This is a genomic window from Synechococcus sp. A15-60, assembly GCF_014280095.1.
Taxonomy (GTDB): Bacteria; Cyanobacteriota; Cyanobacteriia; order PCC-6307; family Cyanobiaceae; genus Synechococcus_C.
Genome location: NZ_CP047933.1, coordinates 956,166 through 969,956, shown reverse-complemented (window position 1 = coordinate 969,956; position 13,791 = coordinate 956,166). Strand labels below are relative to the sequence as shown.

The window sequence follows — 13,791 nt, the reverse complement described above, 5'->3', positions numbered from 1 at the left end:
TCAGCCTTCGAGACAGGTGGATTGAGCCAGACCTTCCTGAATTAGGGCCGCTCCGAGATCAAGTTCATCCCCTAGGGGCGTGACCCTGGCTATGAGCACTCCATCAGCGGAGCCCTCGGGGCGGAGGTTGACGCGACGACGGCGGGGGAGTTCAGCGCGCAGCCAGTCTTGAGCGCGTTGCTGATCATCGACAGCCACATCAATACAAGCCAATTGAACGGTGTAATTGCGGTTCCGGTCACCGACCTGCAGCAATGTGGCCGAACGCACCTGCAGCACTTCGGCCGCATGGGATGCGAGCGGTTGACTCAGCAACAGCAGCAGACCAATGATCAGACCCAACAGCCGATGGATTTTCACTGGGCAGCAGCGCTGGACGACGAGGAGCCAAGATCTTGAAACGCCAACTCAGGATGGGTCGGCAGTCCGACCATCTGGGCATTGCTGCAGCCAGGTGGAACCATGGGGTAGCAATTTTCTCCGCGGCGCACGCGCACATCAATCACGGTCGGATTGGGAGATGCGAAGGCTTTCGCTAGGCCGCTGTGCAGATCCGCGCGATCAACGATTGTCATTCCCTCCACCCCGAAGGCCTGGGCAAGAGCCTGGAAATCAGGCATCCCGTTGTTCATATCTGAAGCGGAGTAGCGCTCCTCATAGAAGCTTTCCTGCCACTGACGCACCATGCCCTGCCACTGGTTGTTGACGATGACCACCTTCACTGGCAAGCGGTATTGAGCCAAGGTTCCTAGTTCCTGGATGTTCATCAGCACGCTGGCATCACCAGCGATGCAGACCACCTGACGATCGGGGCATGCCACCTGGGCACCGAGAGCCGCAGGCACCCCAAATCCCATCGTGCCCAGGCCGGCGCTACTGATCCAGCTGCGGGGCCCGTTGCGCAAATACTGGGCGGCCCACATCTGATGCTGACCCACATCGGTGGTGGCGATGGCGCCGGGAGCCAGATCACGGACAGCCAGCAGCACCTCCTGGGGGTAGATCTCGCCCTCTGCAGGTGGAGTCGTTAACGGATAACGATGCTTCCACTCGCGGATGCGTTCCAGCCAGTTGGCCGTGCGGGGTTCGGGAGAACGCCGCAGGCTGAGATCCACCATGGCCGACAAGCTGGCACCCACATCGCCAAGAACGGCGACATCAGGGCGACGGTTCTTGCCGATTTCGGCGGGATCGATCTCACAATGGATCACCCGAGCCCGGGGGGCGAAGGTGTCGAGCTTGCCTGTGACCCGGTCATCAAATCGAGCCCCGACAGCAATGAGAAGGTCGCAGTCTGTGACAGCGAAGTTGGCGTAAGCCGTGCCATGCATCCCCAGCATGCCTAGAGCCAAGGCATGGTTCTCATCGAATGCCCCTTTACCCATCAGGGTGGTGGTGACCGGGATCTGATAACGCTCTGCCAACAGGCGGATGCTGTCGTGAGCTGACGCAGCGATGGCACCACCACCGACGTAAAGCAGGGGACGATCCGCTTCAGCAATCAGATCGAGGGCCGCCTCAATCGACTGGGGATCGGGAGATGGTGTGGATGCGAACCCTGCCGGCACCACCGAACCGGGCTCAACAGGCACGTAGTCGAATTCTTCCTGACCCACATCTTTGGGGATGTCGATCAGAACCGGGCCTGGGCGACCCGAAGCGGCGATGTGAAACGCCTGGGCGACCACCGAAGCGAGATCAGCAGGATTACGCACCACCCAGGAGTGCTTCACAATCGGAAGGGTGATGCCGAAGATGTCAGTTTCCTGAAACGCATCGGTGCCGATGGCCGTGCGCGGCACCTGTCCGGTGATCACCACCATCGGCACAGAATCCATCTGAGCGGTGGCAATCCCGGTCACCAAATTGGTGGCACCGGGCCCAGATGTTCCGAAACAAACGCCGACACGACCCGTAGCTCGGGCATAAGCGTCAGCAGCGTGCGTCCCACCTTGCTCGTGACGCACCAGATAGTGACGCAGCCAGCCTTCGCTCTCGGCAACGTGCAACGCGTCATAAATCGGCAGGATGGCGCCACCTGGGTAGCCGAAGATCGTGTCCACCCCATGACGGCGCAGTGCATCCATCAAGGCCTGGGCCCCGGTGATGCGCCGGCTGTCACCACTACTCGACGCTGCATCGGCTTTTGGAGCGGAGGTCAGCGTCACAGCGTTGTCACGAAGAACTGACCCTCCACGTTAGGCGGCGATCCGCTGTCGTCACGGGATTTAAAGCAGACCAAGTGCGTGCAGGGGACCCTGCCCACTGATCAGCTCCAGCAGAAATGCGGAGAAACCCAGCATGGCCAGACGGCCATTCCACACTTCGGAGCTGTTGTTCCATCCCCACTCCCACTTTTCCTGGGGATAGAGCTTCACTTTGGTGGGCAGTTCAGCCGCGGCATCAAGGCTCACCTCAGGTCCCTTGAGACTGGTTTCCACCAGATCAGCAAGTCCTTCGATGAAGGCGGGATAGGTGTCGAGGGCACGCACCCGACGGAAATTCACAACACCAGCCTCGGTGGCCAGTTCGCGGTACTCGATGTCGATTTCCTCGAGGGTTTCGATGTGCTCACTGACGAAACTGATCGGCACCACCACCAGATCGTTGGTCTTGGCTTTACCGAGATCTTCCAGTGCTTCCTCGGTGTAGGGCTTGAGCCACTCCACCGGCCCCACTCGACTCTGATAGGCGAGCGTATGGGGGTTGCCATGGCCCATCAGCTCCTCGAGCTTCTTCATGATCAGGCCCGTGCAGGCCTCAATTTCCTGCTGGTAAGGATCCCCGGCCTCTTCCACGTAGCTCTTCGGAACTCCGTGCGCACTGAAGAACACGTGCGCCTGGGTGGGGTCGTCGCTGTTGCGAACCTCCTCAGCAATCAACTCAGCCATCGCCTGGACGTAACCGGGGTGATCGAACCAGCTGCGAATGCAGCGGATCGGCAGCTTTTCGAAGCGACTGTCGCCTTGGCGCAAGCGCTGGAGCTCACGGAAACTGGACCCACTAGTACTGATGGAGAAGTGGGGATAGAGAGGCAACACCACCACTTCATCCATGCCATCAGCCTTGATATCGGCAACGGCGGACTCGGTGAAGGGATGCCAGTAGCGCATCGCCACATAGCTCGTAGCCTCGATTCCCCGTTGACGAAGCAAGCTCTGCAATTCCCGGGCCTGCTGTTCGGTGATGCGCCGCAAGGGTGATCCACCGCCAATGGAGCGATAGGCCTCCTGGGATTTACCGCTGCGCAGCGTGCTGATCAACCAGGCCAATGGCTTCTGCAGCGCCGGGATCGGCAAGCGGATGATTTCCGGATCCGCGAACAGATTGAACAGAAAAGGACCGACATCCTGAATGCGCTCAGGCCCACCCAGATTGAGGAGCACGACACCGACCCGAGACATGTCCGAAACCGATTGCAGGGGTTGAGAGTAACCCCCATCAAAGGCATGGTGGGCCTGGCCTGAACGAAAGGATGGAACAAAGCGACGCGTTCGAAGTAGCGAAAAGAAACGCAAATGCTTCGCTGGCTGAATCAGGCGTGGGGCTGAGGATTGAACAGCGCGGAATGCGTCTCAACTTGCGCGGTTCACTGCCAGGTCGTCAGACGCCTGATCGACGATCCGTTCAGCGCCTGAGCCTGGGCGTCGCAGCCAACGCACAAGGATTGCTGGAGGTCGAACAGATCGCCCGGGTGATTGACGGGCAGTTGAAGCGCGACCAGTTCCGGTGGGAGCAATGGAGTGCCGCAGCAGCAGCCAATATGTCGACGACAGCCCTGTCCCACCGTCGTGGGGAAACGCCGATGAACGATCAGATCGAAGGGTTCTGCGCGGCATTTTTCGCCGATCCGCGACGTCGACGCTCCCCCTCCGGCAGTCGCACGACCTGGGCAGGGGCTTACAACCCCTATCTGCGCAGGCTCAGAAGCCTGGCCACTCAAGAGTCAGAGGGAGTCAGCAGCGAACTGCTGATGAAAGCGCTGCACAGCTATCCCGACGGCAGTCGCAGTCGTCAGCAGTGCAGCACAGCCTTGGCCAGCCTGGCCAAGCATCTCAATATCGACCTGCCAGATGAGTGGCGCGCGGAAGCCGCGGGCTATGGCCTGCATCGCGCACGATTTCGTCAGCTTCCGAGCGACAGTCTGATTCTGGAATCACTGCTGAGGATCCCGAACCCGCGTTGGCGGCTGGTGTATGGACTGATGGCGACCTACGGCCTTCGCAACCATGAGGTGTTTTTCTGCGACCTCAGCGCCCTTGGCACCGGTGGAGACCGGGTGATCCGCGTGCTCCCGACCACCAAAACCGGCGAACATCAGGTGTGGCCTTTTCACCCCGAGTGGGTGGAGCGATTCGATCTCACGAGGCTGGGGAACGTCTCCGATGCCTTGCCATCCATCAGCACGGATCTGCGCCGAACCACGCTTCAACAGGTGGGACGCCGTGTGAGCGAGCAGTTTCGGCGCTACGAACTGCCGCTCACCCCCTATGACCTCCGCCATGCCTGGGCCGTCCGCACGATCCATATTGGGCTGCCTGACACGGTGTCCGCTCGGATGATGGGGCACTCCGTGGCGATCCACACCCGCACCTATCACCACTGGATTACCCGTCGGGATCAGCAACAGGCAGTAGACACAGCCCTGGCCCGTCATCAGGCCTAAAGGCAAGCCAAGAGGCCAAGCGAGCCCCATCCGTGGCCGCCAGGATGGGAATGTTGTTGAACGCAGCAAGCCGCGCTGTCACTGGTTCTGATGACATCCTTTTTGAGACCGCTGGCCTACCGATATCGCTGGATTTATGACTGCGTGACCGCGGTGTCATCCCTCAGCGTGGGAGGCGTGGAGCGCCTAAGGGCTCTGGGACTCGACGCGCTCCACCCCAGACTGACCCCCAAAGCCGATGTGCTCGATCTCTGCTGCGGGAGCGGGGAAGCGGCGGCACCCTGGCTCAAGGCAGGTTTCCAGGTGACCGGACTGGACATTTCACCTCTGGCGCTGGCGTTAGCCGCGCAACGCCATCCGGATCTCAAACGGGTCGAAGGGCTTGCGGAGGAGCCTCCGCTGAGGGAGGCCAGCTTTGATGCCATCCAGATGAGTGTGGCCTTGCACGAATTTCCCCGTGCTGAGCGGGCTCAGGTGCTGAAGCAATGCCTGAAATTATTGCGCCCAGGTGGCTGGCTGGTGCTCGTGGATCTGCATCCCGCCGGCCCCTGGCTGCGCCTGCCACAGCAACTGTTCTGCGCCCTGTTTGAAACGGACACAGCGTTGGCCATGCTTGAAGATGACCTGCCAGGTCAGCTAGAGACGCTTGGTTTCTCCGACATCGACCAGGAACTGCTGGCGGGGAACGCCCTGCAGCGCATTACCGCAACCCGTCCCACTGCAGCGATCACCCCATGACCAATAGCAACCTCGATCAGGCCGCCGCAGACCTGGGCATGGGAGGCAACCTTGCCCCTGAGGCCGATGACAGCGGCTACCGCAAACGCATGGAGCGTCGCCAGGAAGTGCAGCGGCAGCGGGTGGAGGAACGCAACAGGGAAAAGGGTTTGATCCTGGTATTCACCGGCCAGGGAAAAGGCAAAACAACCGCCGGCCTAGGTCTGGTTCTGCGAACCCTGGGTCATGGCGAACGGGTGGCAATCGTCCAGTTCATCAAGGGCGGCTGGGAACCGGGGGAAGCGCGGGCGCTCAAAGCCTTTGGAGATCAGGTGGTCTGGCATGCCCTGGGCGAAGGCTTCACCTGGGAGACCCAGAACAGACAGCGGGATCAACAACTGGTCGGCGAGGCCTGGCAGACCGCACTGAGCTATCTCCGCGACAGCCAGGTGAAACTGGTGCTTCTCGATGAATTGAACGTGGCACTGAAGCTGGGTTACATCGAGGCCGACACGGTGATCGCTGGATTGCAAGAACGCCCCGAGCTTTGCCACGTGGCAGTGACTGGTCGTGGCGCCCCGAAGGACCTGATCGAAGCAGCTGATCTGGTGACCGAAATGACCCTGGTGCACCATCCCTTCCGCGAACAAGGCGTGAAAGCCCAGGCAGGCATTGAGTTCTAGATGGAGCTCTGGCCCACTGACGTGCGCTCAGGACTGCTCGAGGTCATGACGAAGCAGCCCTGCAGCGGCCGTCAACACCGACAACCCACTCACCAACAACGCGCGATGCACCACGGGATCGCGCCAACAGGACGGATCCTGACTGGCCTTGTCCAGAGCTGACAAGGTGAGGCGGGCCATCACGGAACTGCGCTCACCGATTTCCTCAGACATCGCATTCACATCGTTGCTCCATGGAAGCGGCTACGACGGCGGCGCGCCAGTGCTGTGACCGTCCGATCCCGGTTGCTACTGTCAGCGGGATCAGGTGACTGAATGGCCTACGCGCGTGCACTCCTGAAACTCAGCGGTGAAGCGCTGATGGGAGATCAGGGCTACGGAATTGACCCAGCCATTGTTCAGTCCATTGCTGCAGATGTCGCCAAAGTGATCGAGGGTGGCACTCAGCTGGCCATCGTTGTGGGCGGGGGCAACATCTTTCGCGGCCTCAAAGGTTCAGCGGCTGGCATGGATCGTGCTACGGCCGATTACGTCGGAATGCTGGCCACTGTCATGAACGCCATCACACTGCAGGATGGCTTGGAACAGGCAGGTGTGCCGACCCGCGTTCAGACCGCCATCGGCATGCAGGAGGTGGCAGAGCCTTACATCCGCAGGAAAGCCATTCGCCATCTGGAAAAAGGAAGGGTTGTGGTCTTTGGGGCCGGCTGCGGCAACCCCTTCTTCACCACCGACACCACGGCGGCCCTGCGCGCTGCCGAAATCAGTGCTGATGTCGTCTTCAAAGCCACGAAAGTGGATGGGGTATACGACAAGGACCCCGAAAAACATGCTGATGCGGTGCGCTACGAGCAGTTGACGTTCCAACAGGTGCTCAGCGGAGAATTGGCGGTGATGGACAGCACGGCTATCGCCCTCTGCAAAGACAACAACATCCCAATCGTGGTCTTCAATCTGTTTGAAGCCGGCAACATTGGCCGAGCCGTCGCGGGCGAACCCATTGGTTCACGCATCAGCAATTAATCAACGTCATGTCTCATCCCGAGCTCGAATCCAGCATGCGCAAGTCGGTGGAAGCCACCCAGCGCAACTTCAACACGATCCGCACCGGTCGAGCTAACGCATCCCTATTGGATCGCATCAGCGTCGAGTACTACGGAGCTGATACACCTCTGAAATCGCTGGCGACGCTATCGACACCAGACTCCCAGACCATCCAGATCCAGCCCTTCGACATCAGCGCCCTGGCCGCAATCGAAAAGGCCATCGCCATGAGCGAACTGGGTTTCACACCCAACAACGACGGCAAAGTGATTCGGATCAATGTGCCGCCGCTCACGGAGGAACGTCGTAAAGAGTTCTGCAAACTGGCCTCCAAATACGCCGAAGAAGGCAAGGTGGCGCTTCGCAATCTTCGCCGCGATGCGATCGACAAGATCAAAAAGAAGGAAAAAGACGGCGATTTCAGTGAAGATCAAAGCCGTGATGAACAAGATGCCGTGCAGAAAGTGCTCGACAAGTTCATCGCGGAGTTGGAGAAGCACCTCGGCGACAAGGAAGCTGACATTCTCAAGGTTTGAACGGATCTGATCAGCGGATCCGCGATGTTGTCATCGTCGGATCCGGCGCCGCCGGCGGCGCAGCAGCTGCCCATCTGGCCGCAGCCGGCCACGACATTCTTCTGCTTGAGAAGGATCATGAAACGCGGATCAAACCCTGCGGCGGTGGCATGGCTGCGTCGGTCCAGCAGTGGTTCCCGTTCTCCCTGGAGCCTGCTGTCGAGCAAGTGATCCGGAGAGTCGATTTCAGCTGGTGCCTCCGCGATCCTGTGGTGGCTGAACTGCCGGGAGATGCACCCTTCTGGATTGTGCGGCGGGAGAAGCTTGATCAGCTGTTGGCCGAACAAGCCTGCCAAGCCGGAGCCGAACGCATCGATGGTGTGGATGTCGACGATGTCATCCGCAACCAAGAGTTCTGGCAGGTCAAAGCCATCGACGGTCGGCGCTGGCGCTGCAAAGCCGTGGTGATCGCTGACGGTTCCTCTTCACCATGGCCGCAACGTCTCGGGCTTGGAGCCAAACAGGTGCAGACCGCCACCACCATGTCGGTACGACTCGAAGGGCGAGGCCATCTCGCTGATGGAACCACCCGATTTGAATTCGGCCTGGTGAAGCAGGGGTTCGCTTGGGCCTTTCCGGTGGCTGGTGGCGTGAACATCGGGGTTGGGAGCTTCATTGGACGCCAGGATGCCGACCCGGAGGCGGTGCTGGCGAAGCTCTTGCCAGATCTGGGTTTTGCCCCTGACGCGGGAATCCGCCAGCGCGGCCAGCTGCGGGTCTGGAACGGCCACCACCGCATTGATGGCAATGGAATCGTGGTGGTCGGGGATGCGGCGTCACTCTGCGATCCCTTTCTTGCCGAAGGCTTACGACCCGCCTTGATGAGCGGTTGCGAAGCGGCCCAACACCTCGACCAGTGGCTCCGCGGCAACCAGGATGATCTGCGTGGTTACAGCCAAGCCATGCGACATCGGTGGGGCGAGTCGATGGCCTGGGGTCGTCGCATCGCTCAGGTTTTTTACCGCTTTCCTGGGGTTGGCTATCAGCTGGGCATTAAACGCCCGACGGCTCCTCAGAGAATTGCCCAAATCCTTTCCGGTGAGATGGGATATGGCGACATCGCCCAGCGTGTGATTAAACGTTTATTGCTGAAACGTCGTTAAAGCTCAAGGGTGAGTTGCTGCGCATTCGGATCGTCGACCTGACGTCGCGAGCGGCGCCTGGATGTCGAAGGAAGGCCAGCACGCCTCGATCCATGGCGACGCTGAATGGCATCCGCATGACGATCGAAGCCAGCTGAACGTCGAATGGCGAAGATGCGGTCCTTGGCCTCCCGGGCTGACTGAGCACAATCCACGATCGGGGGTGGCAAGGAACCACCAAGTCCCCATGGCTCATGCAAATGCACGGAGGGAACATCGGCCAATTCCGGACACCAACGCCGGATGAACACCCCATCTGGATCGTGGTCGAGCCCCTGCTTGATCGGGTTGTAGATCCTGATGGTGTTGATGGAGGTGCTGCCTGACTGCATCTGGCACTGGCTCCAGTGAATTCCCGGTTCGTAATCAACGAACTGACGGGCGAGATGCAGACCGCTGTCTCTCCAGGGAAGCCAGAGGTTGTAACTGGCGAACGACATGAGCATGGCTCGCATGCGGAAGTTGATCCAGCCATGGGCTCGCAACGCACGCATGCAGGCATCCACAAAAGGCACCCTGGTGCGCCCCTCCGCCCAGGCAGCCAGCCGTTCAGGATCCGAGGGGCGAATGCCGCGCATGAACGGATGAAAATCCTGCCATTCGATCGGTGGTTGATCTTCCAGCTTCTGAATGAAATGACAATGCCAGTGCAGACGAGATCCGAAGCTGCTCGCGCCGCGGCCGGACACCTCTCGACTGCGCTGCAACACCTCACGCATCGACAGGCACCCCCAGGTGAGATAGGCCGAAAGGCGGGAACAACCCGTGAACGCCCGGTTCGGGCTTGAGATGGAACTGCAGTAGCGCTGCACCCGACGCTCGATGAAATCCTCCAGTTCTCTCAGCCCCTGGTGCCGACCACCGGTTTGTCGATGGGGGCAAGGATCCGCCGGGAGTGCGAGTGCCGTTGCGTCCGGCAGGTCTCCGGGGGAGACAGTCGGCAGAGGTGTCAGGGAGACAGGCGATGGTGTGAGTGGCTCCCCCATCCGCGCTTCCCAGCGCTGGGCCCATCCCCTGCGGGAGCGCATCCGTCGGGTGACGCCAAACTGGGGGATCTCCCGCCAAGGGATGCCCTGCTCCTTGGCCCAGGCCGCCACACGCCGATCGCGGGCATAGGTCCAGTCGTTACCTGTCTCTTCATGGCTCCACAGGGACTCAATGCCCAACTGGCAACGGGCACGTTCCAGCACCTCCACCGCGTCACCACAGCGCACCACCAACGGCTGACCTAGAGCAGCCAGCCCGCCACGTAGATCGATGAGTGCTTCTCTGCAAAAGGCCCACTGCCGGCCCGAAGCATCGGGTTGCCGCCAGAACTCAGGCTCCACGATGTAGAGCGGCAACACAGGACCTCTCTCCAGGGCCTGGATCAAGGGTTGGTGATCCACCCATCGCAAATCACGCTTGAACCAGACCAGCTGGAGGGTCATCGGAGACGAAGCGTTCTGCTGATGGGGTTAGACCCTAAACAGCCTGAAATCAGAGCTGAGAGGTGATCTTGAGATCACGAAGTCGTTCATCCACCGAAGCCAACAATTCAATGGCAAACATTGGGGCTTCCTGCACAGCGAACAGGAACTTCTCGCGATTCATCTCGATGAGACGGCAATCCTTTTCCGCCTGAGCCGTGCTCAGTCGTCGATGACCATCCATCACCAGGGCACCGGCGCCAAAGACATTCCCGGCCTCAATCACCTCATAGCCCTGTTGACCGTTGTCGTTAGTCCAGGACAATCGCACGGTGCCCTCAAGCACCCCGAACATCGAGGTACCCGGATCATCGGCACGAAAGATGATGCCACCTGCTCCGACACTGCGAACCTCGCTCGTCTGAGCAAGAGCACGCATGGTGTCGAGAGCGTTCACAGGCAAAGGGCGATCGAGGTGCCGTCAGGCCGTTGTCAGTGAGAGTGCGGCACCAAAGCCTCTGCGCACGTCCTCCTGTGACAGAAGTCCATCGTGGTCAAGGTCCAGGGCATCGAAGACGGCGTCAGTTCCCAACCATTCATCCCGCGTGATGGATCCATCACCGTTCATGTCATTGAGCAGAAAGATCTCTTGCACGGCATGGCCGAACGCATGCCCCCCTTCGAGTTCAGCGAGACGATGGGCCAGCATGCTTTCGAGGGTTTCGATCGCTTTACTGAAACCTTTGATCCCCTCCGACAACTTGTCGGTGGCCATGCGATCCGAGGCCATCATCGTTTGGAACGATTCATGGTCGACATGAATCTGAGGTTCACCGCCAGCGGGGTTGTCAGCATCGAGTTTGCGGGTGAGAACCGCCTCGCTGGATCGCAGCTGATCCAGCAACTTGGGTGAGATCGTAAGCAGATCACAACCGGCAAGCTCGGTGATCTCATCGATGTTCCGGAAGCTCGCTCCCATCACCTCGGTGCTGTAGCCGTACGACTTGAAATAGTTGAAGATCCTTGTCACAGACAAGACCCCTGGATCCTCAGGACCTGGATAGGAATCGCGCCCGGTCTCAGCCTTGTACCAATCCAGGATGCGCCCAACGAAGGGAGAAATCAAGGTGACACCGGCCTCGGCACAGGCCACGGCTTGACCGAAACCGAACAGCAACGTGAGGTTGCAATGAATGCCTTCTTTCTCCAGAACTTCGGCCGCTTTGATGCCTTCCCAGGTGGAAGCAATTTTGATCAACACCCGGTCGTTACTGATGCCCGCATCGTTGTAGAGGCGAATGAGTTTGCGGCCTTTCTCAATGGTGGCTTCGGTGTCGAAGCTCAACCGAGCATCCACTTCCGTAGAAACCCGGCGAGGCACGATCTTCAGAATCTCCTTGCCAAAGATCACGCTGATTTCATCAAGAGCTTCACGCACGACCTGCTCAACAGGAGCGTTTTCGCCCATCAGATGACGTGACGATCGGAGGGATTCATCAATCAGGCTCTGATAATCGGGTATCTGGGCAGCCGCGAGAATCAGCGAAGGGTTGGTGGTGGCATCTCGAGGTGTGAACTTGCGGATCGCTTCGAGATCACCAGTGTCCGCCACCACGACGGTCATTTCGGAAAGCTGCTCTAGAAGAGTGGCCATGACGTTGAAGGGCTTGATGTCCGTAACGTACAGGCGTTTTTTTGTGCTGGCATCGGCAGATTTTCTGTTGGATTGTTGTGCAGACTCAGCCGATCAACCGGCTTTAGTTGAGATTGTGCTGGAGGCACTGCTGGGTGGAACCTTCTCGATCACCAGCAAACCATCGATGATCGATTTGGCCACGGGAAGGGCCACAGTTGAGCCGTAGGCGTTGTCTCCTTTTGGCTCATCAACCACGACCAGCACCACATACCGAGGGTCCTCGACGGGCAGGGTGGCCACAAAACTGCATATCAAAGCCCCCGGCACGTACACACCATTGAGCGCCTTCTGAGCCGTCCCCGTCTTTCCACCAATCCGGTAGCCAGGTGTTTTCACCCCTTGGCCACTGCCCTGCTCGACCACTGACTCCATCCAGGCGAGCACGGTTCGGGTGACCTCAGGGTCCAGCAATGCTTTGCCTCGGCGGGATCCAGGTGGTGCGAGGGCATCACCAGCTCTCAGCCCCCGGGTGATGTGCGGACTGACCAGACGCCCACCATTCGCCAACAGCGCATGAAGCTGCACCAATTTCAACGGAGTCAGCGAGAAGCCCTGCCCGAAGGACGCCGTCGCGGGTTCAATCGGTTGCGTGGTGAACTGCTCCTTCGTCTTGATCTGTCCGGCGACCGCCCCGGGAAGGTCCGTATCTGGCCTTGCATCCAGGCCGAGTCGACTCATCCAGTCCCAATAGGTCGACGAGGGAAGATTCCCCATGGCCTTGACCATGCCCACGTTGCTGGACACCTGCAGAACGGTGGCGTAGTCGATCAGACCATTGGCCCTGCGGTCGTGATTGTTGATCGGCCAACCACCGATGGTGACCGAACCATTGTCATTCACACGACCCGATGCCTCAATCACGCCCTCCTGAAGCGCCAAGGCCAGATTGATCGGCTTGAAGGTGGAGCCAGGCTCATAGAGATCCTGCACAGACCACTCACGAAAACGGGCTGTCGGAAAACTCCAATAGTTGTTGGGGTCATACGTGGGCACCGAGGCCAGCGCCAGCAACTCGCCATTAGTGACGTCCATCACAATCGCGACACCCTTCTGGGCTTTCCAGGCCTTGACTTGATCCGCTAGTGCCTTCGCCGCCACAGCCTGAAGACGGGCGTCCAAGGTGAGTTGAAGCCTCAGGTCATCCCCAAAGAAGACACCGGCATCGAGATTGTCCGGCAACGGTGTGCCATCGGCACCACGACGCAGACTGCGGGCCTGCTCGTGGCGTTGCAGATCCTCATGACGGCTCTGTTCGAGACCGGCCTGAGGTTCGCGGTCCTGATTCAGAAATCCAACGACATTGGCGAACAGTTCACCTTGGGGATAAACCCGATGGGGATACGACTCGAGATCAACACCGCTGATGCCCTCAGCCTTGATCGTGGTGGCGGTCTCCGGGTCTAGACCATCCATGAGCTTGATCCCGGATGGGCGATCACCCATGCGCTGCAGAATCTCTTCCTCCGACAAAGGAAGCAACGGAGCCAGGCGAGCCGCCACATCGGCCGGCGGCCGGATCAGGGTCGGTTCATCGCCTGGCAAGTTGAAGTAGCGGGGGTGCAGCCAAAGGCGATAGCGCTCCTCATCCAAGGCCACCAGTCGCCCTGTGCGGTCGACGATCGGTCGCCGTGTCCCCAGCGGTTGGGTGCGCTGCGTCTGCACGGATCGCGCCCGGGCTTCCAGTTCTGTGGCCTGAAAGACCTGCAACCAGGCCATCCGCCCCATCAATCCAATCAATCCCAGACACAACAGGGCAAACACGGATCGCATGCGTCCGGGTGGAACCGGCTCGAGGGGCACCACACGCCTGCGCGAGCGTTGACCAGAAGTGCGGCGAGACTGATCGGTGCGACCCATCA

At 59.8% G+C, this 13,791-nt stretch carries 14 protein-coding genes; 6 read left to right on the top strand and 8 right to left on the bottom strand.

Annotation, left to right across the window (positions count from 1 at the left end; all coding sequences use genetic code 11):
• Genes SynA1560_RS05185 through hemH form a run of 3 tightly spaced genes read right to left on the bottom strand, consistent with a single transcriptional unit; the run spans position 1 to position 3,404 of the window.
• A complete protein-coding gene (locus tag SynA1560_RS05185) occupies positions 1–354 on the bottom strand; it encodes a nuclease (RefSeq protein ID WP_186501584.1) in 354 nt (117 codons plus the stop codon).
• 2 nt (positions 355–356) lie between these two features.
• Entirely contained in the window at positions 357–2,168 is a 1,812-nt protein-coding gene (gene ilvB, locus SynA1560_RS05180; RefSeq protein WP_186501335.1) for a biosynthetic-type acetolactate synthase large subunit, read from the bottom strand.
• Positions 2,169–2,228: 60 nt separating this feature from the next.
• On the bottom strand, positions 2,229–3,404 hold the full coding sequence (gene hemH / locus SynA1560_RS05175; RefSeq protein ID WP_186470571.1) for a ferrochelatase: 1,176 nt from the start codon (positions 3,402–3,404) through the stop codon (positions 2,229–2,231).
• 71 nt (positions 3,405–3,475) lie between these two features.
• Here hemH and SynA1560_RS05170 point away from each other — a divergent pair, with 71 nt between their 5' ends.
• The 3 genes from SynA1560_RS05170 to cobO all read left to right on the top strand — a co-directional run bounded on the left by SynA1560_RS05170 (position 3,476) and on the right by cobO (position 6,066).
• Positions 3,476–4,666 (top strand): site-specific integrase, encoded by a 1,191-nt coding sequence (locus SynA1560_RS05170; protein ID WP_186501334.1) that lies wholly within the window; start codon positions 3,476–3,478, stop codon positions 4,664–4,666.
• A 90-nt stretch (positions 4,667–4,756) separates the two neighbouring features.
• Positions 4,757–5,404, top strand: a complete 648-nt coding sequence (locus tag SynA1560_RS05165; protein WP_186501333.1) for a class I SAM-dependent methyltransferase — start codon at positions 4,757–4,759, stop codon at positions 5,402–5,404.
• Entirely contained in the window at positions 5,401–6,066 is a 666-nt protein-coding gene (gene cobO, locus SynA1560_RS05160; protein ID WP_186501332.1) for a cob(I)yrinic acid a,c-diamide adenosyltransferase, read from the top strand. Before SynA1560_RS05165 ends, cobO begins: the two co-directional genes overlap by 4 nt.
• Before the next feature lie 27 nt (positions 6,067–6,093).
• On the opposite strand, the gene SynA1560_RS05155 is transcribed toward cobO, so the two are convergent.
• Positions 6,094–6,279, bottom strand: a complete 186-nt coding sequence (locus tag SynA1560_RS05155) for a hypothetical protein (protein WP_186470566.1) — start codon at positions 6,277–6,279, stop codon at positions 6,094–6,096.
• A gap of 102 nt (positions 6,280–6,381) precedes the next feature.
• Here SynA1560_RS05155 and pyrH point away from each other — a divergent pair, with 102 nt between their 5' ends.
• The 3 genes from pyrH to SynA1560_RS05140 are packed head-to-tail and all read left to right on the top strand — an operon-like array spanning position 6,382 to position 8,788.
• The gene (gene pyrH / locus SynA1560_RS05150; protein ID WP_186470565.1) at positions 6,382–7,089 is read left to right on the top strand and encodes a UMP kinase; all 708 of its coding nucleotides are present in this window, start codon (positions 6,382–6,384) and stop codon (positions 7,087–7,089) included.
• Positions 7,090–7,097: 8 nt separating this feature from the next.
• Positions 7,098–7,646 carry a ribosome recycling factor gene (gene frr, locus SynA1560_RS05145; protein ID WP_186501331.1) on the top strand — a complete coding sequence of 183 codons (549 nt, stop codon included), beginning with the start codon at positions 7,098–7,100 and terminating at the stop codon, positions 7,644–7,646.
• Positions 7,643–8,788: an NAD(P)/FAD-dependent oxidoreductase gene (locus SynA1560_RS05140; RefSeq protein WP_255477075.1), complete on the top strand. Its 1,146-nt coding sequence runs from the start codon at positions 7,643–7,645 to the stop codon at positions 8,786–8,788. The genes frr and SynA1560_RS05140 overlap by 4 nt, the downstream gene beginning before the upstream one ends.
• Here SynA1560_RS05140 and SynA1560_RS05135 read toward each other — a convergent pair.
• The 4 genes from SynA1560_RS05135 to SynA1560_RS05120 form a co-directional block, all read right to left on the bottom strand.
• Entirely contained in the window at positions 8,785–10,257 is a 1,473-nt protein-coding gene (locus tag SynA1560_RS05135) for an FAD-binding domain-containing protein (RefSeq protein ID WP_186501330.1), read from the bottom strand. The genes SynA1560_RS05140 and SynA1560_RS05135 overlap by 4 nt on opposite strands.
• Positions 10,258–10,306: 49 nt before the next feature.
• Positions 10,307–10,693: a Crp/Fnr family transcriptional regulator gene (locus SynA1560_RS05130; RefSeq protein WP_186471035.1), complete on the bottom strand. Its 387-nt coding sequence runs from the start codon at positions 10,691–10,693 to the stop codon at positions 10,307–10,309.
• A 24-nt stretch (positions 10,694–10,717) separates the two neighbouring features.
• The gene (locus tag SynA1560_RS05125; RefSeq protein ID WP_186470559.1) at positions 10,718–11,890 is read right to left on the bottom strand and encodes a transaldolase; all 1,173 of its coding nucleotides are present in this window, start codon (positions 11,888–11,890) and stop codon (positions 10,718–10,720) included.
• Between the two features lie 93 nt (positions 11,891–11,983).
• Positions 11,984–13,789 (bottom strand): penicillin-binding protein 2, encoded by a 1,806-nt coding sequence (locus tag SynA1560_RS05120; RefSeq protein WP_186501329.1) that lies wholly within the window; start codon positions 13,787–13,789, stop codon positions 11,984–11,986.
• Between the last annotated feature and the right edge of the window lie 2 nt (positions 13,790–13,791).

Bases quoted from the DNA above. Each gene is read 5' to 3' on its own strand.
- hemH (WP_186470571.1), bottom strand. From the start codon at position 3,404: ATGTCTCGGGTCGGTGTCGTGCTCCTCAATCTGGGTGGGCCTGAGCGC.
- SynA1560_RS05170 (WP_186501334.1), top strand. From the start codon at position 3,476: ATGGAACAAAGCGACGCGTTCGAAGTAGCGAAAAGAAACGCAAATGCT.
- SynA1560_RS05165 (WP_186501333.1), top strand. From the start codon at position 4,757: ATGACATCCTTTTTGAGACCGCTGGCCTACCGATATCGCTGGATTTAT.
- cobO (WP_186501332.1), top strand. From the start codon at position 5,401: ATGACCAATAGCAACCTCGATCAGGCCGCCGCAGACCTGGGCATGGGA.
- SynA1560_RS05155 (WP_186470566.1), bottom strand. From the start codon at position 6,279: ATGTCTGAGGAAATCGGTGAGCGCAGTTCCGTGATGGCCCGCCTCACC.
- pyrH (WP_186470565.1), top strand. From the start codon at position 6,382: ATGGCCTACGCGCGTGCACTCCTGAAACTCAGCGGTGAAGCGCTGATG.
- frr (WP_186501331.1), top strand. From the start codon at position 7,098: ATGTCTCATCCCGAGCTCGAATCCAGCATGCGCAAGTCGGTGGAAGCC.
- SynA1560_RS05135 (WP_186501330.1), bottom strand. From the start codon at position 10,257: ATGACCCTCCAGCTGGTCTGGTTCAAGCGTGATTTGCGATGGGTGGAT.
- SynA1560_RS05125 (WP_186470559.1), bottom strand. From the start codon at position 11,890: ATGGCCACTCTTCTAGAGCAGCTTTCCGAAATGACCGTCGTGGTGGCG.
- SynA1560_RS05120 (WP_186501329.1), bottom strand. From the start codon at position 13,789: ATGGGTCGCACCGATCAGTCTCGCCGCACTTCTGGTCAACGCTCGCGC.